The sequence below is a fragment of the Microbacterium paraoxydans genome, assembly GCF_900105335.1.
In the GTDB taxonomy this organism is placed as follows: domain Bacteria; phylum Actinomycetota; class Actinomycetes; order Actinomycetales; family Microbacteriaceae; genus Microbacterium; species Microbacterium paraoxydans.
On sequence record NZ_LT629770.1, the window covers coordinates 1,782,490 to 1,809,090 of the forward strand.

Genomic DNA, 26,601 nt, shown 5'->3' on the forward strand with positions numbered 1-26,601 from the left:
TTGCGCAGAACCGTTTCCTGTGGTTCACCTGAATGCCGCGTGGGCGCCCTGGTGCCCCGGCTGCGGTTCCTCCCTAGGATGAGGGGAATAAACACGGAGGAGGGCCGGGGGAATGTTCGACGAGCGACGGCGACAGGCAGCGCTCGAGGAACTGGGGATCCTTGACACACCACCCGATGAGCGGGTGGATCGGGTGGCACGACTGGCGAAGGAGATGTTCGGCGTGCCGATGGTCAGCGTCTCGCTGATCGACCGCGACCGACAGTGGCGCAAATCGCAGATCGGCCTCGGGGGGAACGAGGCACCGCGCCAGGACTCGTTCTGCGACTACACCGTGTCGCAGGACCGGACCGTGGTGGTGGAGGACGCGAGCACCACCGACCTCTTCGCCGAGAACCCGTTCGTGACCGGCGATCCGCACCTCCGCTTCTATGCGGCCCATCCGCTGCACGCGCCGGGCGGCGAGCCGGTCGGGACGCTGTGCGTGCTCGACACGGAGCCGCACACCTTCACCGACGCCCAGCAGGACCTCCTGCGCGACCTCGCGTTCTGGGTGCAGACGGAGCTGGCACAGGACGCGGACATCGACCATGCCGCCGTGGTGCAGCGAGCGCTGCGCCCGCGGGTGCATCCGGAGATCGAGGGCTACACGATCGCCGCCGGCGCCGCCCCACGCGGCATGCTCGCCGGCGACTACTACGACTTCTCGCGACACGGCGACGCCCTGCGCGTGACGCTGGCTGACGCGATGGGCAAGGGCACGGGACCGGCGCTGGTCGCGGCCACGGTGCGCGCCTCCCTGCGGACGGCGCCGGAGCGCTCGCTGTCCGACGCCGTGATCGAGGTGGACCGCCTGCTCGAGGACGATCTCGCGGACACGTCGATGTTCGTCACGGCCGTCGTCGCCGAGCTGCGGCCGGAGACGGGAGACCTCGAGGTCATCGACGCCGGTCACAGCCTCGCTTTCGTCGTCCGGGCGGACGGGTCGTGGACGCCGCTGCGCTCCACGAACCTGCCGCTGGGCATGGGGATGGGCCTGGCCGACCCCCGCGTCCCGGTGACCACCCGTCTGGAACCGGGCGACGCGTTCATCTGCTGCAGCGATGGACTCCTCGACGTGCTCGACCCGGACGACCCGTTCGGCCACGTCGAGCGCGTCCTCGCGGAGATGGGCCCCGGTGGCGCTGTCGGCGAGGCGCTGCGGCTCGCGAACGATGACCGCGCCACCGACGACATCACCGTCGTGGTGGTGCGGAGGGACGCATGACCGCGCGGTTCGCGACGATCCGCGTCCTCGCCCTCCTCTCGGTCCTGCTGGGCGTGAACTATGTCGCCTGGCGATGGCTGGAGTCGGTGAACTGGTCGGCCTGGTGGATCGCGGTGCCGCTCGTGATCGCCGAGACCTACAGCCTCATCGACACCTTCCTGTTCTGCCTCACGATGTGGCGCGCGAAGGAGCGTCCGGCGCCGGTATCGCCGCCACAGGGCACCGTCGACGTGTTCATCACGACCTACGACGAGCCGATCGAGCTCGTCATGACGACGGCCAGGGCGGCGAAGCGGATCGCCTATCCGCACTCCACCTGGATCCTCGACGACGGCTCCCGCCCCGAGCTCGAGGCCGAGGCCCGGGCCGCGGGCGTCGGCTACCTCACCCGCTCCGAGGACTGGACCGGCAAGCCCCGGCATGCCAAGGCGGGCAACCTCAACAGCGCGCTCTTCCAGACCGACGGCGAGTTCCTCCTCATCCTCGACGCCGACCAGGTGCCGGACCCGCTGATCCTGCACCGCACGCTCGGCTACTTCGCGGATGACCCGGAGGTCGCCCTCGTGCAGACGCCGCAGTGGTTCGTGAACGTCGACGAGGCCGATCCGCTCGGCAGCCAGGCGCCGCTGTTCTACGGGCCGATCCAGCAGGGGAAGGACGGCTGGAATGCGGCCTTCTTCTGCGGGTCGAACGCCGTGCTCCGCCGCGAGGCGCTCATGCAGCTCGGCATCGTGGGCTACGTGCGGAACGTGACGGACTCCGCCGCGCGGGCGCTCAAGACCTCCGAGGCGCTGATCGCCCGCGAGGCCGAGGCCGCGACCGACCCCGCGCTCGCCACCGAGCTCGGGGCGCTCCGCATCGCGATCGCCCGCGGGCGGAAGGAGCTCGCCGGCGGCGACTCCGTCGCCGAGGTCGCCGCGCGCGTGGGGGAAGCTGTCGACAACGCCTCCCGGATCCTCGTGGCGCACGACTTGGAGGGCATCCGTGCCGACCTCGCGGTGATCGAGTCCCTGCCGGTGCAGCACGACGCGGAACTCGGGCAGGTGATCGTGGACGAGGCCGGGCTCGACGCTCTGGCCGCCTCCGACCTCTCCCCCCTCACCGCCGTCGAGGCCGTCCGCGGACTGCTCGACGCGCTCCGCCTCGACCGGGCCGATGAGGCGCAGCCCATCCTCCCGCTCGCCACGATCTCGGTGACGGAGGACATGGCGACGGCGATGCAGCTGCACGCCCTCGGCTGGAAGAGCGTCTACCACCACGAGATCCTGGCGCACGGCCTCGCCCCGGAAGACCTCCGGACGATGCTCACGCAGCGGCTGCGGTGGGCGCAGGGGACGCTGCAGGTGATGCTGCGCGACAACCCCCTGGCCAAGCGCGGACTCTCGGTGGGGCAGCGCCTCATGTACTTCGCGACGATGTGGAGCTACCTGTCCGGCTTCGCGGCCATCGTCTACCTCGCCGCCCCGGTGATCTATCTCGTGTTCGGGGTGCTTCCCGTCACCGCCTGGTCGGTCGACTTCTTCGTGCGGTTCCTGCCGTACTTCCTCGTCAACCAGGCGCTGTTCCTCGTGGTCGCGAAGGGGGTGAAGACCTGGCGAGGTCAGCAATACTCGCTCGCACTGTTCCCCGTGTGGATCCGCGCGTGCTGGACGGCCTTCGCCAACGTGGTGCTCGGCCGGCCGCTGTCCTTCGCCGTGACGCGGAAGGACGGCCGAGACCCGCGCGGCGTCCCGTGGCGCGAGATCTGGCCGCAGCTGACCGCGATGGTCGTGCTCGTGATCGCTCTCGTCATCGGGGTCGCCCGGGTCATCGTCGGCACCGGCGACGGCACCGGCACCCTCGTCAACACCGCCTGGGTCCTGTACGACCTGGTCGTCCTCAGCGTCATCATCCAGGCGGCGCGCTATCGCGGTCCCGCCGCACAGGTCCTCGAGAAGGAGTCGAATGAACGTCAGCACTGACACCAGGGACGGCTACGCCGTCGTCGCGATCACGGGGCGCCTGACCGCCTCGGGCGCGCCGTTGCTGCGCAACGCGGTGAGCGACCTCGTCGCCGCCGGGCAGCCGCGCATCGCGATCGACCTCAGCGGCACCGAGTTCGTCGACTCCTCGGGCCTCGGCGCCCTGGTGGGCGGCCTCAAGAGCGCCCGGGTGGCCGGGGGCGATCTGCGCATCGCCGCGGTCCCCGAGGCCGTGCGCACCGTCCTCCACCTCACCAACCTGGATCGCGTGCTCCGCGACTACCCGACGCCGGAATCGGCGTTCGATGGACGCTGACACCCGGGCCTTCCACATCGACGGGCCCGCCGGGCTCGCCCTCGTCGACCGCGCCCTCGACGAGCTCGACCGACTCTGGACTCAGGCTCCGGAGGTACCGGCGCAGGACCAGGTGCTGTTCACCCTGGCGTTGAGCGAGGTCACGACCAACGTCGCGCAGCACAACGAGCACGCGGACGTCGTCCTGAGCATCGACGTCCGCGTGACGGCGGAGGAGCTGCGCGCCTACATCCGCGACACCGCCCCGCCGGCACCGATCGACTGGGACGCGGTGACGATGCCGGGCGAGGAGGCGGAGAGCGGACGCGGACTCGCGCTGTCGCAGGCGGCGCTCGACGAGTTCACCCACACGGTCACCGATCTCGGCAACACCTGGGTGCTCGTCCGGCGCGTGGATCCCGCGCGCGAGGCGGGCGGCTGACCCGTCAGGCGAGCCAGGCCGGCGCGCGTCCCCGGAGCGCGGCGGCGTCGATGGAGTAGCGCCCCGCCCCCGTGAGGGCGAGCGCGAGAGCCGCGGCGCCGAGCACGGCGACGAACTCGTAGCCGCCGGCCGTCACCCACAGGCCCGCGGGCAGGTGCACGAGCACGAGGGCGACCAGCATGTCGACGGCGAGGAGGATTCCGACCGGACGCGTCAGCAGTCCGAGGATCAGCAGGATCCCGCCGATGAGCTCGAGGAAGGCCACGACGGGTGCGGCGATCTCGGCGAGCGGGACCCCCATCCCGGCGAAGCTGCCGATGGTCCCGGGGATCGTGAACTCGAAGATCTTCTGGGCGCCGTGGGCGGCGAAGATCGCGCCGACGACGATGCGCAGGACGAGGAGTCCGAGCGACGAGGCGGAGGAGGCGGAGGCTGTGGTGTTCGTCATGAGGAGGTTCTTCCTTCGTGGCAGGACACCCGCGCGGGCGCGGACCAGGGCTCTTGCCCTGGCCCCCACGGTAGGAACCGTTCTTTTCCGTCCGCTGAACGCCTCGGGTTCGCGGACGCGGCGACCTCAGCGGGAGCCGACCTCGTGGAGCATCCGCTCCCTGGCGCCGTCGAGGTGAGCCGAGAGCACCGCGGCGGCATCCTCCGGGGCTCCCGTGCGCATGACGTCGAGCAGCTTCACGTGGTCGTCCGACGACTCGTGCAGGTCTTCGTCGTGGTTGATCGTGACCTCGAGCAGCGCCGTGAACGTGGGGAGGTACTGGTTCCAGGCGCCCTCCAGCCGCGGGTGATCGGCGAGGGCGTAGATCTGGGAGTGGAAGTCGAGGTCGGCCGTGACGAAGGCCGCATGGTCACCGGCGTCCGCGGCCTCGGCCATGCGCTGGACGGCGTCGGCCATCGGCTGCCACCGGTCGTCGTCGTCGACCCGCATCGCCCGCGAGAGGGCGAGCTGCTCCAATGCGCCCCGGAGGCTGTAGAGCTGGTCGACGTCGTCGCTCGTGAGGCCCACGATGTAGACCCCGCGCGGGCGCTGCACCTCGACGAGCTTCTCGAAGCTGAGCTGGGTCAGGGCGTCGCGCACGGGACCGCGGCTGACGGCGAACTCCTCGGCGAGGGCCTCTTCGGTGAGGCGAGCCCCCGGTGCGAGCTCCCCTCGGACGATGCGCTGGCGCAGCACGCGCGCGACCTGCGCTCCGAGCGACTCCCCGCGCGTGACGGTCTGCGTCATGGTGACCTCCTGTTAACAGTTGACAGGATACACACCGGGGTACGCGGTCAGGCTCCGGAGCGCGGACTCCAGAGCACGAGCTCGGTCGAACGGCGGATGCGGCGACCGGTCGGCATGGGCACGACCCCCGCAGCTCCGGCGGCGAACACCCGCACGCCGGGACGGTTCTCGCGCTCGGCGCGGAGAGCGCTCTCGAGCGCGATGACACGGTCGCGCAGCATCCGGTTCTCATCCTCCAGGTCGAGGAGCCGGGCGATCGCGGGGAGACTGACCCCTTCGGAGGAGAGCTGGGCGACCTCGCGCAGCTGCTCGATGTTGCGGTGAGAATAACGACGGGAGCCGCCGGGCGTCCGTCCCGGCACCACGAGGCCGATCCGGTCGTACTGACGGAGGGTCTGGGGGTGCAGGCCGGAGAGCTTGGCGGCTGCGGCGATCGCGAAGACCGGGGTGTCCGCGTCCATCACGCCTTCCTTCCTGATTTCACGTCAGGCCGCCGCGCCAGGTCAGGCAACTCCCTTCCGGAAGCGCCTGACCCGACGCGAAAGCCTGTGCTCGTCAACGGCGGGCTTTCGCCATGAGCTCGGCCCGCGGGTTCTCCTGGGGCTCCAGCTCCTGGAACCTCTCGAGAGCCTCGCGCGCCGCGTCGTCGAGGTGCGTCGGAACCGCGACCTGGAGCTCGGCGAGCAGGTCACCGGTCCCCTTCGCGGTCGCGACACCCCGTCCCTTGACGCGGAGCACGCGGCCCGACGGGGTCCCGGGGGCCACACGCAGCTTCACCACGTCGCCGCCGAGCGTCGGGACCTCGATGGTCGCGCCCAGCGTCGCCTCGGTGAAGGTCACCGGGACCACGAGGCGGAGGTTGAGGCCGTCCCGCGTGAAGACCGGGTGCGGACGCACCGTGATCTGCACCACGATGTCTCCGCTCTCCCCACCGTCCGGCGAGGGGCGACCACGGCCGCGCAGCCGGATCTTCTGCCCGTCGGCGACGCCTGCGGGGATCTTCACCTTGAACGGCTTGCCGTCCTCGCCCTGCAGGGTGATGGTCTCGCCCTGCACGGCGGTGCTGAAGTCCAGCGTGGTGCGGGCCGTGACGTCGGCGCCGCGCTGCGGACCACCGAAGCCACGGAAGCCGCCGCTCGGCTGCCCGAACCGGCCACCGCCGAACGAGCTGCCCTGGCCCTGGTTGAACATCGCGAAGATGTCCTCGAAGTCGGCGGTCTGGCCGCGCCCCTGCTGTCCGAACCGGCTGAAGACGTCTTCGAACCCGCCGGCGCCCGAGCCGCTCGCCGTGAAGCGAGCGCCCGAACCCATGGCGCGGATCTCGTCGTACTCCTTGCGCTGCTCGGCGTCGGAGAGCACCGAGTAGGCCTCGCTGATCTCCTTGAACTTGGCCTCGGCCTTCGCATCGCCCTGATTGGAGTCGGGGTGATACTTGCGCGCGAGCTTGCGGTACGTCTTCTTCAGGTCAGCGTCGCTGACGTCCTTCGAGACCCCGAGGGTCTTGTAGAAGTCCTTGTCGAACCAATCCTGGCTGGCCATCGATCACCTACTCCGCGGGGACGGCGACGACGACCTTCGCAGGACGCAGCTCGACCTCGCCGAGGCGGTAGCCCACCTCGACGACCTCGAGCACCGTGGTCTTCGAGGTGCCGGGGGTCGGCTGCTGGAAGATCGCCTCGTGACGCTGGGGGTCGAACTCCTCGCCCTTCTCGCCGTAGGCGACCACGCCGAGGCGCTCCACGACCGCGCGCACCTTCTCGGCGATCACGGCGAAGGGGCTGCCCTCGACCAGATCACCGTGCTGCTCGGCGCGGGCCAGGTCGTCGAGCACGGGGATGAGGCCCTTGGCGGCCTCGCCCTTCGCGCGCTCGATCTCGATCTGGCGCTGCTCCTCGGTGCGGCGGCGGTAGTTCGCGTACTCGGCCTGCAGGCGCTTGAGGTCGGTCAGCAGGGCGTTCTCGGCGTCGGCGATCGCGGCGTCGCCCGCGGCGGCATCCGCCGTCTGCGCGGCACCGAGGATGTCCTCGACCGTCAGCCCTTCCTCCGCCTCGGCAGCCGCGTCGACCGGGGTCTCGTCCGAGCCCTCGGCGGCCTTCGCCTCGCGGGAGTCCTGGTTCTGCGGCACGGGGCCGGATGCCTGAGCATCCGACCCCTCCGGAACCTCGTTCTCGTCGAAGTTCTTGTCCGTCATGATTACTTCTTCTCGTCCTCGTCGTCGACGACCTCGGCGTCGATGACGTCCTCGTCGGAGGAGGGGGCGTCACCGGTCGGGGTCTCGCCCTCGGCCGAAGCGCCGGCGGCGTCCGCCTGCGAGGAGGCGTAGATCGCCTCGCCGAGCTTCGACTGGGACTGGTTGAGCTTCTCGAACGCGGTCTTCACGGCCTCGTCGTCGTCGCCGGCCAGTGCCGTCTTGAGCGCATCGACGTCGGCCTTGACCTCGGTCTTCACGTCGTCAGGGAGCTTGTCCTCGTTCTCGGAGATGAGCTTCTCGATGGAGTAGGCGAGGGTCTCGGCCTGGTTGCGGGTCTCCGCAGCCTCACGACGCGCCTTGTCCTCGGCGGCGTGCTCCTCGGCCTCGCGCACCATGCGCTCGATGTCCTCCTTCGACAGCGACGAACCGCCGGAGATGACGATCGACTTCTCGGTGCCGGTGCCCTTGTCCTTCGCGGACACGTGGACGATGCCGTTGGCGTCGATGTCGAAGGTGACCTCGATCTGCGGGATGCCACGGGGCGCCGGCGCGATGCCGGTGAGCTCGAACGTGCCGAGCGGCTTGTTGTCGCGCGTGAAGTCACGCTCGCCCTGGAAGACCTGGATCGCGACGGACGGCTGGTTGTCGTCGGCCGTGGTGAAGGTCTCGCTCCGCTTGGTCGGGATGGCCGTGTTGCGCTCGATGAGCTTGGTCATCATGCCGCCCTTGGTCTCGATGCCCAGGGAGAGCGGGGTGACGTCGATGAGCAGGACGTCCTTGCGCTCGCCCTTGAGGACACCGGCCTGCAGCGCGGCGCCGACGGCGACGACCTCGTCCGGGTTCACACCCTTGTTGGCTTCCTTGCCGGTCTCGCGCTTGACGAGCTCGGCGACGGCAGGCATACGGGTCGAACCACCCACGAGGACGATGTGGTCGATGTCGGACACCTTGATGCCGGCCTCGCGGATGACGTCCTCGAAGGGCTTCTTGGTGCGGTCGAGCAGGTCCTTCGTGAGGTCCTCGAACTTGGCGCGGGTCACGGTCTCGGAGAGCGAGACGGGGCCCGAGTCGGTCAGCGACAGGTACGGGAGGTTGATGCTCGTGGACGTGGAGCTGGAGAGCTCCTTCTTCGCCTGCTCCGCGGCCTCCTTGAGGCGCTGCAGGGCGATCTTGTCGCCCGAGACGTCGACACCCGTGGTCTCCTTGAACTGCTTGATCAGGTAGTCGACGAGACGCTGGTCCCAGTCGTCTCCACCGAGACGGTTGTCACCGGCGGTGGCGCGCACCTGGATCGTGGAGAAGTCGTCGTCCTTGCCCACCTCGAGGAGGGAGACGTCGAACGTTCCGCCACCGAGGTCGAAGACGAGGATGAGCTCGTCCTCCTTGCCCTTGTCGAGGCCGTAGGCCAGGGCAGCCGCGGTCGGCTCGTTGATGATGCGGAGCACGTTGAGGCCCGCGATCTCACCGGCCTCCTTGGTGGCCTGACGCTCGGCGTCGTTGAAGTACGCCGGAACCGTGATGACGGCGTCGGTCACAGTGTCTCCGAGGTAGGACTCGGCGTCGCGCTTGAGCTTCTGGAGGATGCGCGCGGAGATCTCCTGCGGCGTCCACTTCTTGCCGTCGACGTCGAAGCTCCAGTCGGTGCCCATGTGGCGCTTGACCGAGGCGATCGTCCGGTCGACGTTGGTGACGGCCTGGCGCTTCGCGGTCTCACCGACGAGCACCTCCCCGTCCTTGGTGAAGGCGACGACCGAAGGGGTCGTGCGGAAGCCCTCGGCGTTGGCGATGACCTTGGGCTCGCCACCCTCGAGGACGCTGACGACGGAGTTGGTGGTTCCGAGGTCGATACCGACAGCACGTGCCATGTGTTCTCTCCTTTGTTGGGAAGTCTGTAGTGGTCTGGAAACCTGCGGCGATCAGGGAAACCTGAGTCGCGATGGCTCAAGTGTACGCCGAGCCCCGGAGGCTGTCAAATGAACTTGATATGAACAGGCTCAAGTTTTCCGGCCGGGCGGTCAGATGTCCGCGAGCCGCCATGCTTGACTCTCACACGGTGTCAGACGGGAGAACAGAGACATGTTGTCCATCGGAGCGTTCGCGCAGATCGGCCAGGTGACCCACCGGATGCTCCGGCACTGGGACACGGCCGGGCTGCTCGTCCCCGCCCACGTGGACGAGTTCACCGGCTACCGGTCGTACGATCCGTCGCAGCTCGAGCGCCTGCACCGGATCGTCGCCCTGCGTCAGCTCGGCTTCGGCCTCGACGACATCTCGGCGATCCTCGCCCAGGGCGTCGACGCCGACCGGATCGCGGCGCTGCTGCGCATCCGGCGCGCCGAGGTGGAGCAGGAGCACCGGCTCGCCGCCGCGCGACTCGTCGATGTGGAGCGGCGCCTCCACCTCATCGAGAAGGAGAAGCACATGTCGCAGATCGAGATCGTCCAGAAGCCCCTCCCCGCCGTGCGCCTGGCGGCCGTGCGCACCGTCGTCGCCGAGCAGCCGGCGGTCGCCGAGGTCGTCGGCCCCTCCTTCGATGCCGTGGCCGAGGTCATCGGTGACGAATGCGGCACCCTCACCACCCCGATCGCCCAGTACCGGACGCTGCCGGACGGGATGGAGGTCATCGCCGGATACTCCTACTCCGGCCCCGCCGCCGACGGGATCGAGATCATCGAACTCCCCGCCGAGGAGGACGCCGTCTGCGGGGTGCACCTCGGCTCGATGGAGCGGATCGCGGAGAGCTGGCACGCCATCCACACCGAGGTGGTCGCGCGCGGCCTCGTGCACGCCGGGCCGTGTCGGGAGCTCTACGTCCGCGCCGTCGGGGACGACCAGTCGGACTGGGTCACCGAGCTCCAGCAGCCCGTCGCGCGGCGCTGACGCGGAGGCCGCGCAGACGGGGCGACGCGGCGATCACTTGCCCCCGGGCGGGCCGACCAGCAGCAGGATCACGTACAGCGCGACGATGCCCACGACCAGCAGCACCGCGAGCACCCAGGGGCGGCGGAGGAACCAGCGCATCAGGCGGTCGTACCAGCGGCGGTCACGCGGGTCGTCGGTCGCGTCGAGGCGCCAGTCGCCCTGGAGACGACCCGTGCGGTGCAGCCAGATCTCCATCGGGATGGTCGCGTACGGCACGACGGCGCTGAGGACCGCCAGCACACCGACGCCCGGATGCCACCGCTGGTTGAGCGCGACGAGGACGGCGGTCGCGGCGTAGGCGAGGAATACGAACCCGTGGATACCGCCGCCGACCGTCACCACGACCCCCGGGGCACCGACGGCGCGGGCGATGATCGCGGCGATGAGGAGGGTCCAGGTGATCGCCTCCGCGATCGCGAGGACACGGTACAGGCGGCCAGGGGTGCGGAACACGGAACTCCTCGGGTGGGGTACCCCTCCAGCGTATCCCGCTTCGAATCGCCCACTTTGCTCCATCCGCCGCCGAAATGGAGCAAGGTGAGCGATTCGAAGGGGAATAGGGGGACGGCAGCCGACGTTGCCGAAGGCATGGTGACGGTGGACGCGGATGCGCTGTCCGCTGTGCTCGGCACGGTGGACCTGCGGGTGGGGATCGCCCGCCGGGTGCGGCTGACCTCCGGAGGACTCCTCCCGCTGCCGCCCGGTCGCATCACCCTCGTCTACATCGCCGACGGCGCCGTGCACGGGCATCCGCCTCTGGGCACGGGGTGCCGCCTCGACGTGGACCCCTCGTCGCAGCAGCTCACGGTCGAAGAGCCAGGGCACTGCGATCGACTCGTGACCGGCGACGCCTTCCTCCTGCTCCGCGGCGACACCTTCGCGCTGGAGGCCGATGCCGACACCGCGCTCCTCGTCGTCGACATCGAGCTCGCGGACACCGCCTCTCCCCTCCCTGCGCTCCTGCCGCCCTTCCTCACGGTGACCGGATTCGACGCGCTGGAGCCGGCCGCCGCCGCCCTGGCCGAGAACATGGGCGTTGTCGACGCGGCCGCGTGCCCGGTGCGCCAGGGCGACCCGCTGATCTGCCGGATGATGGCGACCACCGTGCTGCTCTCGGTCATCCGGGCCTGGGCGGCGAACGGGTGTGCACCCGCGGGGTGGCCCTCGTTGTCGAAGGACCCCTTCCTCGACCGCGTGGTGGACGCCATCCACGAGCAGCCGGGACGGGACTGGACCGTCGAGCGCCTGGCCGCCGTCGGGGCCATGTCGCGCTCGGCCTTCGCGGAGCGGTTCCGTCTCACAGTGGGTCGCTCCCCGGCCGACTATGTGACCGAGGTGCGGATCGACGCCGCGAAGCGGATGCTCCAGGCGGGGCAGTCCGTCTCGAGCGTCTCGCGCGAGCTCGGCTACGCATCGGACGAGGGCTTCAGTCGTGCCTTCCGCCGCCGGACGGGGATGACGCCGTCCTCCTGGCGCGCCTCGCACTCCCTCGTCCCCGCCTGATCCCACGACCTCGCCCCAGCCCGGGCGGGCGTGGCTTCGGAGCCACAGGACGACACGCCGGCCCCGAGCCCGCGGGGACGGCGTTTCGTCGGCCTGCTCCGAAATCGTGCCCGGGCGAGCCCGGGAGTCAGGAGCGGGAGCTGCGGGAGTTCGAGAGTCCGAAGAGCACGGCACCGGCGAGGAGCGAGACCGCACCGATCGTGTAGACGAGCTCGACGCTCAGGGTGTCGACGAGGAGTCCGCCCACGCCGGCCGCGAGCGTGATCGCGCCCTGGAACCCGACGACCACGAGGCTCCCCCCGGCCTCCAGGCGGTCCGGCATGCGGTGGCCCACCCAGGTGTTCACGACGATCAGCCACGACGAGAAGAAGAAGCCCCAGAGGAGCACGACCGCGCCGATGCCGATGATCGATCCGGAGAAGAGCACCATCGACAGCACGGCGCCCGAGATCACGAGCGGAGCGAACACCGCGAAGAAGGCGAAGGAGCGGTCGATCACGAGGCCGATGGAGAGGTTGCCGAGGAGGCCCCCGACACCGAACAGCGCCAGCAGCACGACGATCGTCGACGCGTCCACGTCCGGGATGCGCTCCAGCGCGAGGCGGACGTAGGTGTAGGCGAGGAAGTGCCCGAGCACGACGAGCACGTGTCCGACCATCCCGAGGCCGATGCCCGGACGCCGCACCGTGTCGACGAGCAGACGCAGGCTCGACGCCCGCTCGGCCGGGACGGTCGGCAGCGCCCACCGCAGGGCCACGGCCAGCACCACCATGAGCACTCCCGCGATCGCGAACACGGCGCGCCAGTCGACGACCTCGCTCAGCATGACTCCGAGCGGGACGCCGGCGACAGTGGCGAGCGAGACGCCGGCGGAGGTGAACATCACCCCGCGACCGAGGTGCTCCGGCCCAGCGAGCCGCGCGGCGACCGTGATCGACATGGTCCAGTAGGCGCTGATCGCGGCACCCAGCAGGAACCGCGCCAGCAGCACGACCACGAGGTTCGGCGCGATGGCGACCACGAGGTTCGACACAGCGGCAGCGAGCGCCATCCACACCAGCAGCGACCGGCGGTCCAGACGGGGGAACACGAGGCCGACGGTCGGGGCGACGAAGAGCCCGACGAGGGCCGTGACCGTGACGGTCTGCCCGGCCTGGCCCGGGGTCACCCCGAGGCCGTCCGCCATCTCGGTGAGCACTCCGTTGGGGAGGAACTCGGCGGTCACCAGCAGGAACCCCATCACCATGAGGGCGATGAGCCCTCCGTAGCGGATGCGGTCGCCGCGGGTGGTCGGCAGGGTCGGGACGGGGGCGGTCGTGGTCATGCTTCCAGACTCGCGACGAGGACGGGTCTGCGCCCGACCGGTCGTCCGCCGCACCCGACCGATCGTCCGCCCCTGGACAACCTCCGTCCGGGCCCCTAGGCTCGACGACGCACCGGGATCCGCCCGGGAAGCCCGAGCGAAGGAGGCGATGAGATGAACGCTGTCGTCGTCGCGCCTTTCGCCGACCACCTTCCCTTCGAGGCCACCCGCTCCTGATCGCCGCGTGGCCTCCCTTCCCGGAGCCACACCGTGACCGAATCCCCCGCTTCCTCGGAAGCCGCGTCCTTCGACGCCACCTCCTTCGACTCCCTCGAGACCGCCCTCTCCTTCGCCGAGGTCGAGCCCGGCCCGAACCAGCGCTGGACGACCTGGCCCTCGTCCACCCCCACCGAGCGGGGACCGGAACCCCGCCCCGCCTGGGTCGTGACCTCCGCCGGCGCCCTGGACACCGAGCTCGGCATCCTGAAGACCGGCAAGGAGGCCGACGTGTTCCTGCTGGAGCGCGCCGTGCCTGACGACCCGACGCAGCGCACCCTCCTCGCCGCCAAGCGCTACCGCGGCATCGAGAACCGGAGCTTCCAGCGCTCCGCCGTCTACACCGAGGGGCGCAGCACGCGGAACACCCGCGATACGCGCGCCCTCGCCAAGAAGACCGCCCACGGACGGGAGGTCGCCGCAGCCCAGTGGTCGCGCGCGGAGTTCGAGGCCCTGTGCCGGATGTGGGAGCGCGGCGCCCCGGTCCCCTATCCCGTGCAGGTCAGCGGCACCGAGGTGCTCATGGAGTTCCTCGGCGACGACCAGGGCGTCGCGGCACCGCGGCTCGCCCAGGTGCGCGGGTCGAAGGCCGAGATGCAGGAGTACTTCACGCAGGTGGCCGACCTCATGCGGGTCTTCGCCGCCGCGGGCTTCGCGCACGGGGACCTCTCCGCCTACAACCTCCTCGTGCACGACGGGCGGGTCCGGGTGATCGATCTGCCGCAGATCGTCGACGTGATCGCGAATCCGCAGGGCCTCGACCTCCTGCACCGCGACTGCGTCAACGTGTGCGACTGGTTCGCACGGCGACGGGTGGAGTGCGACGCCGAGGCCCTGTTCGCCGACCTCCTCGGGACCCTGTTCTGACTCCCGGTGTCAGGAGGCGAGTCGGGCGGCGAGAAGGGTCACCAGCTCGTACACGACGTGACTCGCGGCGATCCCGGTCATCTGGGCGTGATCGTACGCGGGCGACACCTCCACGACGTCGGCGCCGACGATGTCCCGGTCGCGCAGCGCCCGGAGGATGCGCAGCAGCTCGCGGCTCGTGAGCCCTCCCGCCTCGGGGGTCCCGGTGCCGGGCGCGTGCGCGGGGTCGAGCACGTCGATGTCGATCGAGACGTACAGCGGCTTGTCGCCGATGCGGGTGAGGATGCGGTCGATCGCCGCCTCCACCCCGTGCTCCTCGATGTACTCGCTGGAGACGATGGAGAAGCCGAGGCGCTCGTCGTCCTCGAGGTCCTGCTTCGAGTACAGGGGTCCGCGGGTGCCGACGTGGCAGCTCGCGGTGAGGTCGATCAGCCCCTCCTCGCTCGCGCGGCGGAAGGGGGTGCCGTGCGTGATGGGGGCGCCGAAGTAGGTGTCCCACGTGTCCAGGTGCGCATCGAAGTGGAGGACCGCGACGGGACCGTGCTTCGCGGCCACCGCCCGCAGCAGAGGAAGGGCCACGGTGTGGTCGCCGCCGATCGTGACGAGGCGCTGCACCTGCTCGCCGAGCGCCAGCGCCGCGCGCTCGACCTCGGTCACCGCCTCGGTGAGGTCGAACGGGTTCACCGGGATGTCGCCGGCATCCACCACCTGGGCGAGCTGGAACGGCGACACGTCCTGCGCGGGGTTGTAGGGCCGCAGCAGCCGGGACGACTCGCGCACGTGCGACGGGCCGAAGCGGGTGCCGGGGCGGTAGCTCACGCCGGAGTCGAACGGGATGCCGACCACCGCGATGTCGGCGCGCGGCACGTCCTCGATGCGGGGCAGGCGGGCGAAGGTGGCGATGCCGGAGTACCGCGGGTTCACGGAGGCGTCGACGGGGCCGATGTTGTCGGTCATTTCTCGTTCCTGTTCGTCGGGAGGTGTGGGTCTCAGAGGGCGTGCTGCGGGATGTGCACGAGCTGCACCCCGCCGTCGGCGATGGCCGCGCGGATGCTCGGGGCGATGTCGGCGCGTGATGCCACCCGTCGCCCCGCCGCCCCGAAGGCGGTGGCGAGCGCGGCCCAGTCCGGCTGCACGAGGTCGACGCCCACCGGGGTCATGCCCCGGTCGAGCTCGTTCTGGCGGATCTCCGCGTATCCGCCGTTGTCGACGCACACCACGGTGACGTCGAGGCGCTGCTCGACGGCGGTGACGAGCTCGTTCACGCAGAACATCAGGGCGCCGTCGCCGATGACGGTGACGACCGGGCGTTCGGTCTGCGCGACGGCCGCACCGATCGCGGCGGGGAGGCCATAGCCGAGCGTGGCGTAGGTCGGCGTGTAGAGGAGGGAATGCGGCTGCTCCTGCCGCAGCACGCTGCCGAGCGCCATGTACACGATCTGGGAGGAGTCGCCGGCGACGATCGCGTCAGCGGGAAGGGCGGCGGCGATGATCTCGGCCAGCGCGACGGTGTCCGCCGCGTTCTCCCGCGACTCGGCCTCGATCGCGGCCCGCTCGGCCGTGAGGTCGCGGGGGGGACGGGCGGGGTCCGGCAGCAGGGGCAGGAGGGCGTCGGTCACCGCGGCGGCGTCCCCCGTGAGACCGACCGTCGCGGTGAGGTTCTTGTCCCGCTGCTCCGGAGAGATGTCGACACGGATCACGGCGCCGCGCGCCTCGAGCCGCGGAGCCCAGAGCTCCGCCTCGCCCAGCTTCGAGCCGACCACGAGCAGCACGTCGGCGTCTTCGGCCACGGCCCGTGCGGCGGCGAGACGCAGGTTCGAGCCGAGGGAGAGCGGGTGCCGTTCGTCGAGCACCGCCTTGCCGTTCAGGGTCGTGAGCACGGGGGCTCCGAGCCGTTCGGCCACCGCGGCGATCTGGTGCGCGGCGTCCACCGCACCCCCACCGGCCACGATCACCGGGCGGCGGGCGGCGGACAGCAGCCGGGCGGCCTCGGCGAGCGCGATCGGATCCCCGGAGACGCGGTCGGGCATCGGGCGCGGCTTCCGGTCCTCCGCGGGCACGGCGGCGGGCGCCTCCAACACGTCCAGCGGGATCTCGATGTGCACGGGACGGGGGCGGCCGGTGCGGAAGAGGTGGAACGCGTCGTGCACGGCCTGCACCGCCTCCGCCGCGGTCGACACCCGTCGCGACCACTCCGCGATCGCGCCGACCATGGCCGTCGCGTCCTTGGTCTCGTGCAGCGTGCCGACGTCGGCGAACTCCGCCCCGAGCGGCACGCCGGGCGAGAGCACGATGAGGGGTCGCGACTCGCAGAACGCGGTGCCGATCGCGCTCATCGCGTTCTGCAGCCCGGGGCCGGAGGTCGTGATCACCACGCCGGGGAGCCCGGTCTGCTGCGCCCAGCCGTCGGCACCGTACCCCGACCCCTGCTCGTGGCGGTTGGTCACGGCACGGATGCCGAGGTCGGCGAGGGGCCGGTAGAGCTCCAGGTTGTGCGTGCCGGGGATGCCGAAGATCGCGGTCACCCCGTAGGCGCGGATGGTCTCCAGGACCGCACGGCCCGCGGTGTCGGCGTACCGGTCGTCTCCGATGGTGTCGGTGCTCATCGTGTCATCCTCACATCGCGTGCCGACGGACGCCGTCGACCCAGGTCTCACGGACCTCGATCGCCGCGATCTCCTCGGCCGGCACCGCGAGCGGGTCGTCCGAGAGCACCGCGAAGTCGGCGTACTTGCCCGGCTCCAGGGAGCCGAGGTCGTCCTCGCGGCCGATCGAGACCGCGCCCTCGATCGTGTGCGCCCGCAGCGCCGCGGTCGCGGAGATGCGCAGATCGTCCGGGCCGAGCGTGTGCCCGCGCCGGGTGACCCGGGTGACCGCGGTCTGGATCGCCTCCAGCGGGATGGGCTCGGCGACCGGGGCGTCCGAGGAGATCGTGATGGGTACGCCCGCACGCTCGAACTCCCCCAGCGGGTTGAAGCGCTCACCGGGCGTGCCGATGGCCTCCTCCACGCCTTCGCCCCAGTTGAAGTAGTGCTGCGTCTGGTTCACGGGACGGATGCCGGCGGCCGCCATCCGCTCGATCTGCGCGGGCGTCGGCAGTCCGCAGTGCTCGATGCGGTGCCGGGCATCCGCGTCCGGACGCTCCGCGAGCGCGGCCTCGATCGCCGACACCACCATCTCGATCGCGGTGGGCGACTGGGCGTGGGTCGCGGTCTGGAGCCCGGCCGCGTGGGCCTTGCGGATGAGCTCCGCGTAGTCGCCGGGCTCGTGGTAGAGCTGGCCGGTGCGGCAGGGGTCGCCGACGTAGCCGTCCGGGAAGTACGCGGTCCAGCCGCCCAGGGTGCCGTCGGCGTAGAACTTGATGCCGGCGAAACTGAGGTGGGCGTTGCCGAACTGCCCGACCAGTCCCATCTCCAGCGCCTCGTCGAGCAGGTGCGACAGCAGGTACATCGACACGCGCAGCTCCAGCCGCCCGGCCTCGGCGAGCCGCAGGTACATGTCGAACTCGCGGCGCGTGACCTGGCAGTCGCCGATGGAGGTGACCCCGCCCGCGAGGAACCGCTGCGTCGCCGCGTCGAGCTGGCGCAGGTGCTCCTCCGGCTCGTCCGCGAGGTGGAAGTTCGGACCGTGGTGGCCGATCTTCACCCCGTGGACGCCGGTGAGGATGTTGCACGCGGCGTCGGACAGCTCGCCGGTGAGCTCGCCGTCGGCGTCGCGGAAGAACTCGCCGCCGTCCGGGTTCGGGGTGTCCCGGTCCACGCCGTTGCGGTCGAGCGTGTACGAGTTCACCACCCCGCCGTGGCCGGAGGCGTTCATGAGGTACACCTCGCGGTCGGCGGCCACCTGGTCGAGCTCGAACCGCGTGGGGTGCCGCTTCTCGGCGAGGTTCCGCTGCTCGTAGCCGTAGCCGCGCACCGGGCGTCCGGCGGGGAGATCCGCGGCGGCGGCCTTGAGCAGCGCCACGATCTCCGGGATGCTCCCCGCCTTCTCCGGACCGCAGTCCACCCAGGTCATCATCTGCCCGAACATCAGCGGATGCGCATGCGCGTCCACGAAGCCGGGCACGACCACCGCATCCCCCAGATCGACGCGCTCAGGGGTGAGTCCGGCCCGCGCCGCCACGTCCTCGCACTCCGCCGCCGTGCCGAGGGCGACGATGCGCCCCCGGTCGGTCAGCATCGCCGTGACGGTGGTGTCCGCCGCGTCTGCCGTGTGGATGGCTCGCGCGGTGACGAGGACGGGAGCGGCCTGGGCCGAGCGGTCGAAGGGGGTGAGCTTTCTCATGATGCCTGTTCGCGGTGGTGTCGTGCGGGGGAATAGTGCCGGTCAGGGCAGGCGGTTCGCCGTGGTGTCGGTCCGGGCGGTGAACGACGCCGTGACCGGGGCCTCGTCGGAGTGCTGCGGCGCGAGACGCGTGCAGATCCCGGCGATGACGGCCATGCCCACGAACATCGCGATGACCGACCAGACACTGCCGGTCCAGGCGATGAGCTGCGTCGCGAACCAGGGCGAGAATCCGGCCCAGATGGCGGCGCCGACGCCGTACGACAGGGCGATGGACGTGTAGCGCGCCTGCGGACGGAACATCTGGGCGAGGATCGCCGCGATCGGGGCGTAGGTCGCGCTCATCGCGATGCGCACGAGCGAGGCGAAGAGGAAGATCAGCGGCTCGACACGGCCCGGCATCAGCAGGAGGAAGGGCGCGAAGGTCAGCACCGAGGTGATCAGGCCGATGTACATCACGTTCTTCCGGCCCCACTTGTCACCGAGCCAGGCGACCGGCAGCGTCACGACGAACTCCACGAACGACGCCAGGGTCATCGCGTCGAGGATCACCTGCTCGCTGATCGCGATGGGCTCGCCGGTCGCGTACGCGGTGGCGAAGGTGGTGGCCAGGTAGTAGCCGCCGGTGGAGATGGGCAGGATGCCGATGCCGAGGAGGATCGGCTTCCAGTTGACACGGAGGGCGAAGGCGAGCGGCATGGACTGCTTGCGGCCCTCGATCTTCTCCTCGAAGACCGGCGACTCCTCGACGCGATACCGGACCCACAGCCCCACACCGATCAGCACGATCGACAGCAGGAACGGGATGCGCCAGCCGCCGTCCATGATGAACGTGTCGCCGCCGCGGGACATGATCGCGAAGATGCCGGAGGCGAGGAGGGCGCCGGCCGGGTTGCCGAGCTGGGTGAAGCCGCCGTAGAACGTCTTCGACTTCTCGGGAGCATGCTCCACGCTCATGAGCACCGCGCCGCCCCATTCGCCGCCGACCGCGAGGCCCTGGACGGCGCGGAGCAGGATGAGGAGGATCGGCGCGAGGATGCCGATGTTCTCGTAGGTCGGGAGGCAGCCGACGAGGACGGTCGCGGCCCCCATCAGCAGCAGCGTGATGACGAGCGAGACCCGCCGGCCGAGCTTGTCGCCGATGTGGCCGAAGACGATGCCACCGAGGGGGCGGACGAGGAAGGCCACCGCGAACGTCGCGAAGGCGGCGGCGGTCTCGGCCAGTCGGTCGCCGCTCGGGAAGAACAGCGGGCCGAACACGAGGGCGGCGGCCGTGGCGTAGACGTAGAAGTCGTACCACTCGATGGTGGTGCCGACGAAGGCGGCGAAGCCGGCGCGGCGCGCGCGGCTGTGGACGCCGCTTCGGGGGGTGGGGGTAATGGTCATGGACCCGCTCCTTCGCGGATGGTGTCGGATAGCGAAGGATGCTACGGACGTGGAGCGCCGCGGGCAAGGGCAGAACTCCAGCGATACGCGTCATTCACTGGATTTGTGTCGGACGCACCGCGCACTCCAGGCCTTCCGCTCGGTCGAACGGCGCTCTACACTGCTTTTCTGCGGGGACGAGCGTGCACTGCGGGGAAATCGACGGAATCGGACGGCACATGGACTTCGACGCGGAACTCATCCGGGCGCTGCAGGAGGACGGCCGCGCCAGCATCCTCTCCCTCGCCGAGCGCGTCGGCCAGTCCCGCGCCGTCGTGGCGGCCCGTCTGCGGGCGCTGCTCAGCGACCGCACGGTGCGGGTGGTCGCGGCCGTCGACCCCGTTTTCCTCGGCCAGCACGTGCTCGCCCACGTGTCGATCCGGACCGACGGCGCCGTCGAGGTGGTCGCCGAGCACCTGCGCGACATGTCCGAGACCGTGCTGGTGTCGGCGGTCGGCGGCGCCCACGACATCGTGACGGAGGTGCGGGTGGGTTCGATGTCGGAGCTCCACGACCTGCTCGCGCGCATCCGCGGGAGCGCCGGCGTGCTCGACATCAACACGATCATCTACTCGACCGTGATCAAGGGCTTCTTCGTCTCGGAGTATCACGGCGGCGTGACCCTCGACGGCATCGACGAAGCCCTCATCGAGCACCTGCAGTCCGACGGGCGGATGAGCTTCCGTGCCCTCGGCGAGCAGGTGCGGCTCTCCCCCAGCGCGGTCGCCACCCGGGTGCAGCGGCTCATCGACGCCGGTGTCATCAAGATCAGCGCCGTGGAGGCCCGAGGGCTCGCGCATCGGCAGCTCTCGATGGGCGTGGGCATGACGCTCGGAGACGACGACGAGGCCGTGATCGACGAGCTGCGGCGGGGTCGTGGCGTCGACTTTGCGGCGCGGACCCTCGGGCGGTTCGACGCCGTCGCGACCCTCGTGGAGCCCTCCGCCGGAGCCCTGTACGCGAGTCTCGAGCGGCTGCGCGCGCTCCCCGGAGTGACACGGATCGAGGCGTGGCTGCATCTCGCGGTACTCAAGGAGGACTACGCCCGCACGCTCCGCCCCCTCCGCACGGACTGAGTCCGCCCCCGTCCCCGAACCCGTCCGGCCCCCTCCCGCCCGGTCCCGTCCCGTCCCGTCCCATCCCATCCCGTCCGCGCCCCCTCCGGTCCCGCCCGGGATCAAAACCGCGCCTCTTTCACCCATCCCCCGCACGTTTCTGCACACCTACCGCGGGGTGTCCCCCACGCGGGATGAATACGGCGCTTCGGGAGGCGCGTGGAGGACCCTCTTTGATCCGGCGCCCTCCGCATTTCCGCCGGGAGGGGTTCCCCACGCGGGATGAAAGCGGAGCTTCGGGAGGCGCGGGGAGGGGCCTTATCGATCCCGGGATCGGGGCGGGATCGGGAAGGGGCGGGGGGTCAGGGGGTGAGGGGGGCGAGGAAGGCGCGGCGGATGGCGGCGACGTCGGCGTCCTCGCGCGTGGGGTGCACGCGGTTGAGGAGCAGCACGCCGTAGGCGCCCGTCTCGGGGACGACCGCGAAGCACGTGCCGGTGAAGCCGGTGTGGCCGACCGCATCGAGGTCACCCATCCACGCGGCATCGCGCACGCGCAGACCGATCGCCTGGCCGTAGCCGGCGTCGGCCTGGATCGAGGGGGTCGTCATCCCGCGGAAGGACTCCCGTGACAGCACGCGCCCGTGCGGCCCCTCGCCCTCATCGCGGAGGAGACGGGCGAGAGCGGCGACATCCGCCACCGTGCCGAACAGTCCCGCGTGGCCGGCGGGACGGCCGAGCGCATGGGCGAGCTCGTCGTGCACCTCACCGCGCACGTTCCCGCGGTGCGGCTGCGTCTCCGTGGCGACCGCACGCTCCCGCTCCGGAGCCATGGTCAGCGACGCGGCGCCGATCCCCGTGGCCACCTCCGCCCAGAGCGCCGCGAGCGGCCGCCCGGAGACCCGTTCCAGACAGTCTCCGGCCGCGATGTACCCGACGTCGGAATACAGATGGCGAGCGCCCGGCTCGGCACCGAGCGCCCGACGCTGGACGCGGGCACGCAGTTCGTCCCCGCGCACGCCCTCCCGCCACTCGCGCCCCTCCGCCGGCAGCCCGGAGGTGTGGGTGAGGAGGTGCCGGAGGGTGATCCGCTCCGCTCCGGTGCCGCTGCCCACCGTGAGGACGCGCTCGACGGGCTCATCGAGGTCGATCACCCCCGCGTCGACGAGCCGCAGGGCGGCGATGGCGGTGAAGACCTTCGTCAGCGATGCGAGATCGAAGAGGTGCGCGGCGGTGAGCGGAGCGGGATCGTCGTGCGCCGGCGACCCGAGGAGTTGCAGCTCTTCCGCGCCCCCGGCGACCGCCCGCACCGACGCCCACGCCGAACCCGGGGCTCCGTTCACCATGATCCGCCCGCGGCCGTCACTTACTCATGCCGGAGGTGAGGCCGTTGATGATCTGCTTCGTCGCCAGCAGGAACAGCACCACGAGCGGGATGGTGGCGATCGTGAGTCCGGCGAACAGCTGCGGCCAATCGGTCGAGTACTCCCCGAAGAACCGGGTCAGGCCCACGGGGAGCGTGTACGAGTCGCGGTCGCGCAGCAGGATCAGCGGGTAGAAGAAGTCGTTCCAGACCGGCACGAACCGGAAGACGATCACGGTCGCGAGCGCCGGGCGCACGAGCGGCAGCAGGATCTGCAGGAACGTGCGCAGCGGTCCGGCGCCGTCGATGCGCGCGGCCTCCTCCAGCTCGATCGGCAGCGCCCGGAAGAACACCGTCAGCACGAACGTGGTGAACGGGATGCCGAGTGCGCCGTAGACGAGGATGAGGCTGAAGACGTTGCTCGTCATCTTGAGCGCGTCGAGCAGATAGAACAGCGGCAGGATCGCCAGGTGCACCGGCAGCATGAGGCCCGAGAGGAACACGGCCTCGATCCCGCGGAAGAACTTCGCCCTGGCCCGCGCGAAGGCGTAGGCGGCCAGCACCGACACGACAGTCGTGACGATGACCGACCCGACCGTGACGGTGATCGAGTTGACGAAGTACGTGTCGAACGAGGCGGTGATCCACGCGTTCTGGAAGCTCGTGAACGTCGGGGGGACGGGGAGTCCGAGCGGCTCGGTGGCGATCTGCTGCTGCGTGCGCAGGGAGTTGTTGACCATGAGCAGCAACGGACCGATCGCGACCAGCGCGTATCCCCACAGGAACACGTTGGCGAGGAGGCGGCCCACGAACGGGGTGTCGTTCGTGCGACGGGAGCGGCGCCGCGGGGCGGATGTCCGGCCGGAGACGATCGCCTCCGTGGTCGGTTCCTGACGGGTGTCGAGGGCGGTGCTCATCAGAACAGCTTTCGTTCGGCGCGGCGCATCGTCGTCGTGATGACGACGGAGATGACCATGATGAAGATGAACAGGACGGTCGCGAGGGCCGACGAGACCCCGATGGAATTCGGGTTCCCGGACTCGAACGCGGTGCGGTAGAAGAGCAGCATCATCACGTCGGTGGAGCCGGCGGGAGCGCCGTTCGACCCGGCGAGCGCGAACGGGATGGCCATCGCCTCCATGCTGCCGATGAAGGTGAGCACGGTGATGATGCCGATCGTCGGCGTGAGCATGGGGAGCGTGATGTAGCGGAAGCGCTTCGCGGCCGTGGCGCCGTCGAGCGACGCCGCCTCCTCGATCTCCTCGGGGATGCCGCCGAGGGCGGCGCCGTACAGCAGGATCGGGAATCCGATCCACTGCCAGGCGCTGACCAGCACGATGACCCAGATCGCGAGCTGCGGATCGCCGAGCCACGGCAGCGCGAGGCTCTCGAGGCTGACGCCGCGGAGGATCGCGTTCACCGGCCCGAACAGCGGAGACAGCATCAGCGACCACAGGTAGCCGATGACCATCGGGCTCACGAGGTAGGGCAGGGCGAAGATCGTCTGGAAGAACCGCTTGGTGCGCTTGCGGCGGTGCAGCAGGGTGGCGATGCCGAGGCCGAGCGAGTTCTGGAAGACCAGGGCGCCGACGAAGAGCAGCAGGTTGTGGCCGAACGCGTTCCACAGCTCGGAGGCGTAGGGCTCCTTGGTGAGGAGCGTGAGGTAGTTGCCGATACCGGCGAATCCACCCTGCTTGGTGCCCTGCCAGTCGAAGAACGAGTAGCTGAGCGCGGCGAGCATCGGGTAGAGGATCAGCACCGCGAAGAGCACGGCGGCAGGGAGCACGAACAGCGCGGCCGTCGGCGTCGACAGCGCGATGCCGGTGCGGGGGCGCCGGCTCTTCGGCGGGCGCACGGGGAGGGTCAGAGCCATGGGGGGTCCTTCGCTCGTGGTGGGGCGCCGGATGCGGCGCCCCACCACGCTCGGATCAGGAGGAGGGGGTGAACCAGGTGGAGATGCCCGACTGCAGGTCGGCGCCCAGCTGCTCCGGGGTCTTCTGACCGAGGAACATGGCCTGGATGTCCGGGCCGAGCACCGCGGTGCCGGTCGGGTCGCCGTAACGGAAGTCGACGAGCAGCAGGTACGGAGCCGGGTTGGCGGTGTACTGCTCGTTCATCTCCTGCATGAGCGGGTCGGAGTACTCCACCCCGGGGAGCGCGGAGAACTGGTCGACCTCGTCGGCGACGAGCTGGCCGAACTCCTTCGTGGTCATCCAGTTGAGCAGCTCGGTGGCCGCCTCCTGGTTCTCGCTGGCCGCGTTGATGCCGAAGCTGCCGTCCGCGTAGCCCGGGGTGACCGCGTGGTCGAGCGCGCTGTCGGGGGACGGCGGGACCTCGTAGACGCCCCACTCGGTGTCGGGCGCGGAGCTCTGGAACGTGGGCAGGTCGAACGAGCCGCCGGGCCACTGCGCGGCCTGGCCCGAGGTGAACTGCAGGACGGCGTCGGCGACGGCGATCGCGTTGACGTTCTTGTCGAGGTACTTCTGCATGTCCTGCACGATCTGCAGAGAGGACACGTAGGCGGGGTCGGTGAAGTCGACGTCGCCGGCGAGCACCTTCTCCTCGAAGTCCGCACCGCCGTAGTGGGCCGAACCGACGATGTCGTGGAACATCGGCAGGACCCAGTCCTCGCGGGCGCCGAGCGCCATGGGGGTGACGCCCTCCTTGAGGAGGGTCTCCTGCAACTCGATGAACTCGTCCCAGTCGGTGGGCTCCTCGAGGCCCATCTCGTCGAACATGGTCTTGTTGTAGAACATCTGCATGGTCTGGTACGCGAAGGGGACGCCGTAGGTCTTGCCATCGTCCTTGCCCTGGGCCGCCCGCAGGACCGTGGGGTCGAACTGGTCGAGTCCGTCGACGATGTCGTCGATCGGCACGATCTGCTCCGACTGGATCGCCGACTGCACGCCGCCATAGGCGCGCAGCATCGCGATGTCCGGACCGTCGCTGCCCTCGAGGCCGGTGGCGAGGATCTGGTTGTACTCGGTGGGCTGGAAGCCCTCGAACTCGATGGTGACGCCGGGGTGGGACTCTTCGTAGGCGTCGAACACGGCCTCCCACTTCGGGGACGACGAGGCCTGCCAGGACCAGATGGTCAGGGTGACATCATCCTGACCATCGCCGCTCGAGGCTGCGGGCGCGCAGCCGGCGACGGCGAGTCCGGCGACCAGGATCCCTCCGGTGAGAGCGAGGCGGACGGGGCGGTTTCGCATGGTGTTCCTCTCGGGTGACGTCTTCGTCGCGGCACGGGGACGATGCCGACACTGCCACTGTGGGCAATCTCTTACAAAAATGCAAGCGTTTCTGAAAATTCCTACCGAGTGTGGACCCGACCTGCCATCATGGGCTCGTGCCGAACAGTGTCGTGACAGCCATCCATCAGCGCCTCTCCGCGCTCACCCCCACGGAACGCCGCATCGCCGAACGCGTGCTCGCCGAACCGCAGGCGGTCCTGGAGAACTCCATCACCCGCCTCGCCGAGGAGTGCGGGGTGTCGGTCGCCAGCGTCGCCCGCTTCACCCGCAGCCTCGGGTTCCCCGGGTACCCCGACCTGCGGATCGCCCTGGCCGGAGAGCTCACGCGGAGCGCGTCCGAGCGCGAGCGCTTCCAGGTGTCCGCGGGCGATGTGAGCCGTCACGACGACGCCGCGACCACGGTGCGCAAGATCGCCTTCGCGGAGGCCGAGGCCATCGAGCGCACCGCCCGCCAGCTCGACATCGCCGAGCTGGAGCGGTGCGTCGCCGCGGTCCGCGGCGCGCGTCGCATCGACATCTACGGCGCGGCCTCCAGCGGACTCGCCGCGCAGGACCTCGAGCAGAAGCTCCATCGCGCCGGCCTCGTCGCCCAGGCGCGGACCGACCACCACCTCGCTCTCACCGGCGCCGCGCTCCTGGACGATCGGGACGCCGCGATCGCCATCTCGCACTCCGGCCGCACCCTGGAGATCGTGCAGGCGGCCGAGGTGGCCGCCGCCGCCGGCGCCACCACCATCGCCATCACCAACAACCCGCGCTCGCCGCTCGCCCGCGCGTGCGCGCACACCCTCGTCACGGCGGTGTCGGAGTCGACCTTCCGCTCCGGCGCGATGGCCAGCCGCATCGCCCAGCTCGCCGTCCTCGACTTCCTCTACACGCGCATCGCCCAGGCCGACTACGACCGGATCTCCGCGAACCTCCAGCGCACGCACGACGCCGTCACCGCTCACAGAATCGATTGA

General features: G+C 70.4%; 25 protein-coding genes. 9 read left to right on the top strand and 16 right to left on the bottom strand.

The genetic code is table 11. The features are described from left to right. Positions 1–112: 112 nt before the first annotated feature. From BLU02_RS08900 to BLU02_RS08915, 4 genes are read left to right on the top strand one after another with little or no spacing between them, the layout of a single operon-like run. A complete protein-coding gene (locus tag BLU02_RS08900; RefSeq protein WP_082749981.1) occupies positions 113–1,267 on the top strand; it encodes a PP2C family protein-serine/threonine phosphatase in 1,155 nt (384 codons plus the stop codon). Continuing rightward, on the top strand, positions 1,264–3,228 hold the full coding sequence (locus BLU02_RS08905) for a glycosyltransferase family 2 protein (protein ID WP_060921596.1): 1,965 nt from the start codon (positions 1,264–1,266) through the stop codon (positions 3,226–3,228). Before BLU02_RS08900 ends, BLU02_RS08905 begins: the two co-directional genes overlap by 4 nt. After that, positions 3,212–3,544 (top strand): STAS domain-containing protein, encoded by a 333-nt coding sequence (locus BLU02_RS08910; RefSeq protein WP_025102664.1) that lies wholly within the window; start codon positions 3,212–3,214, stop codon positions 3,542–3,544. Before BLU02_RS08905 ends, BLU02_RS08910 begins: the two co-directional genes overlap by 17 nt. Further along, positions 3,534–3,965, top strand: a complete 432-nt coding sequence (locus BLU02_RS08915; protein WP_060921595.1) for an ATP-binding protein — start codon at positions 3,534–3,536, stop codon at positions 3,963–3,965. The genes BLU02_RS08910 and BLU02_RS08915 overlap by 11 nt, the downstream gene beginning before the upstream one ends. Positions 3,966–3,969: 4 nt before the next feature. Here the strand turns inward: BLU02_RS08915 and BLU02_RS08920 are convergent, their stop codons facing one another. The 6 genes from BLU02_RS08920 to dnaK form a co-directional block, all read right to left on the bottom strand. Next, on the bottom strand, positions 3,970–4,413 hold the full coding sequence (locus BLU02_RS08920) for a DoxX family protein (protein ID WP_060921594.1): 444 nt from the start codon (positions 4,411–4,413) through the stop codon (positions 3,970–3,972). 126 nt (positions 4,414–4,539) lie between these two features. Next, a complete protein-coding gene (locus tag BLU02_RS08925; protein WP_025102667.1) occupies positions 4,540–5,199 on the bottom strand; it encodes a GntR family transcriptional regulator in 660 nt (219 codons plus the stop codon). A 47-nt stretch (positions 5,200–5,246) separates the two neighbouring features. Continuing rightward, positions 5,247–5,660, bottom strand: a complete 414-nt coding sequence (locus BLU02_RS08930) for a heat shock protein transcriptional repressor HspR (protein ID WP_060921593.1) — start codon at positions 5,658–5,660, stop codon at positions 5,247–5,249. Positions 5,661–5,754: 94 nt separating this feature from the next. Continuing rightward, positions 5,755–6,738 carry a DnaJ C-terminal domain-containing protein gene (locus BLU02_RS08935; protein ID WP_060921592.1) on the bottom strand — a complete coding sequence of 328 codons (984 nt, stop codon included), beginning with the start codon at positions 6,736–6,738 and terminating at the stop codon, positions 5,755–5,757. A gap of 7 nt (positions 6,739–6,745) precedes the next feature. Continuing rightward, positions 6,746–7,390: a nucleotide exchange factor GrpE gene (gene grpE, locus BLU02_RS08940; RefSeq protein WP_060921591.1), complete on the bottom strand. Its 645-nt coding sequence runs from the start codon at positions 7,388–7,390 to the stop codon at positions 6,746–6,748. A 2-nt stretch (positions 7,391–7,392) separates the two neighbouring features. Further along, on the bottom strand, positions 7,393–9,255 hold the full coding sequence (dnaK, locus tag BLU02_RS08945) for a molecular chaperone DnaK (protein ID WP_060921590.1): 1,863 nt from the start codon (positions 9,253–9,255) through the stop codon (positions 7,393–7,395). Between the two features lie 211 nt (positions 9,256–9,466). On the opposite strand from dnaK, the gene BLU02_RS08950 reads away from it, so the two are divergent. Further along, complete coding sequence (locus BLU02_RS08950) at positions 9,467–10,270, top strand: MerR family transcriptional regulator (protein WP_060921589.1); 804 nt, start codon at positions 9,467–9,469, stop codon at positions 10,268–10,270. Between the two features lie 33 nt (positions 10,271–10,303). Here the strand turns inward: BLU02_RS08950 and BLU02_RS08955 are convergent, their stop codons facing one another. Next, entirely contained in the window at positions 10,304–10,765 is a 462-nt protein-coding gene (locus BLU02_RS08955; protein ID WP_060921588.1) for a DUF3817 domain-containing protein, read from the bottom strand. A gap of 84 nt (positions 10,766–10,849) precedes the next feature. Between BLU02_RS08955 and BLU02_RS08960 the strand changes: the two genes are divergently transcribed. Beyond that, positions 10,850–11,815 carry a helix-turn-helix transcriptional regulator gene (locus BLU02_RS08960; RefSeq protein ID WP_231919532.1) on the top strand — a complete coding sequence of 322 codons (966 nt, stop codon included), beginning with the start codon at positions 10,850–10,852 and terminating at the stop codon, positions 11,813–11,815. A gap of 127 nt (positions 11,816–11,942) precedes the next feature. Here BLU02_RS08960 and BLU02_RS08965 read toward each other — a convergent pair whose 3' ends face one another. Further along, positions 11,943–13,139 (bottom strand): MFS transporter, encoded by a 1,197-nt coding sequence (locus tag BLU02_RS08965; protein ID WP_060921586.1) that lies wholly within the window; start codon positions 13,137–13,139, stop codon positions 11,943–11,945. 249 nt (positions 13,140–13,388) lie between these two features. Here BLU02_RS08965 and BLU02_RS08970 point away from each other — a divergent pair, with 249 nt between their 5' ends. Beyond that, positions 13,389–14,261: a serine protein kinase RIO gene (locus BLU02_RS08970; RefSeq protein WP_060921585.1), complete on the top strand. Its 873-nt coding sequence runs from the start codon at positions 13,389–13,391 to the stop codon at positions 14,259–14,261. Between the two features lie 9 nt (positions 14,262–14,270). Here BLU02_RS08970 and speB read toward each other — a convergent pair whose 3' ends face one another. The 4 genes from speB to BLU02_RS08990 are packed head-to-tail and all read right to left on the bottom strand — an operon-like array spanning position 14,271 to position 19,931. Further along, the gene (speB, locus tag BLU02_RS08975) at positions 14,271–15,218 is read right to left on the bottom strand and encodes an agmatinase (RefSeq protein ID WP_025102677.1); all 948 of its coding nucleotides are present in this window, start codon (positions 15,216–15,218) and stop codon (positions 14,271–14,273) included. Between the two features lie 32 nt (positions 15,219–15,250). Further along, a complete protein-coding gene (locus BLU02_RS08980; RefSeq protein ID WP_060921584.1) occupies positions 15,251–16,867 on the bottom strand; it encodes a thiamine pyrophosphate-binding protein in 1,617 nt (538 codons plus the stop codon). Positions 16,868–16,877: 10 nt separating this feature from the next. Further along, complete coding sequence (locus BLU02_RS08985) at positions 16,878–18,545, bottom strand: amidohydrolase (RefSeq protein WP_060921583.1); 1,668 nt, start codon at positions 18,543–18,545, stop codon at positions 16,878–16,880. A gap of 42 nt (positions 18,546–18,587) precedes the next feature. After that, complete coding sequence (locus BLU02_RS08990) at positions 18,588–19,931, bottom strand: MFS transporter (RefSeq protein ID WP_060921582.1); 1,344 nt, start codon at positions 19,929–19,931, stop codon at positions 18,588–18,590. 218 nt (positions 19,932–20,149) lie between these two features. On the opposite strand from BLU02_RS08990, the gene BLU02_RS08995 reads away from it, so the two are divergent. Beyond that, a complete protein-coding gene (locus BLU02_RS08995) occupies positions 20,150–21,046 on the top strand; it encodes an Lrp/AsnC family transcriptional regulator (RefSeq protein WP_060921581.1) in 897 nt (298 codons plus the stop codon). Positions 21,047–21,387: 341 nt separating this feature from the next. Here BLU02_RS08995 and BLU02_RS09000 read toward each other — a convergent pair whose 3' ends face one another. Genes BLU02_RS09000 through BLU02_RS09015 form a run of 4 tightly spaced genes read right to left on the bottom strand, consistent with a single transcriptional unit; the run spans position 21,388 to position 25,597 of the window. Beyond that, entirely contained in the window at positions 21,388–22,368 is a 981-nt protein-coding gene (locus tag BLU02_RS09000) for a serine hydrolase domain-containing protein (RefSeq protein WP_060921580.1), read from the bottom strand. Positions 22,369–22,384: 16 nt separating this feature from the next. Next, positions 22,385–23,302 carry a carbohydrate ABC transporter permease gene (locus BLU02_RS09005; protein ID WP_060921579.1) on the bottom strand — a complete coding sequence of 306 codons (918 nt, stop codon included), beginning with the start codon at positions 23,300–23,302 and terminating at the stop codon, positions 22,385–22,387. After that, positions 23,302–24,258, bottom strand: a complete 957-nt coding sequence (locus tag BLU02_RS09010) for a carbohydrate ABC transporter permease (RefSeq protein ID WP_060921578.1) — start codon at positions 24,256–24,258, stop codon at positions 23,302–23,304. The genes BLU02_RS09005 and BLU02_RS09010 overlap by 1 nt, the downstream gene beginning before the upstream one ends. A 55-nt stretch (positions 24,259–24,313) precedes the next feature. Then, the gene (locus BLU02_RS09015; RefSeq protein ID WP_025102685.1) at positions 24,314–25,597 is read right to left on the bottom strand and encodes an ABC transporter substrate-binding protein; all 1,284 of its coding nucleotides are present in this window, start codon (positions 25,595–25,597) and stop codon (positions 24,314–24,316) included. Between the two features lie 137 nt (positions 25,598–25,734). On the opposite strand from BLU02_RS09015, the gene BLU02_RS09020 reads away from it, so the two are divergent. Next, entirely contained in the window at positions 25,735–26,601 is an 867-nt protein-coding gene (locus tag BLU02_RS09020; protein ID WP_060921606.1) for a MurR/RpiR family transcriptional regulator, read from the top strand.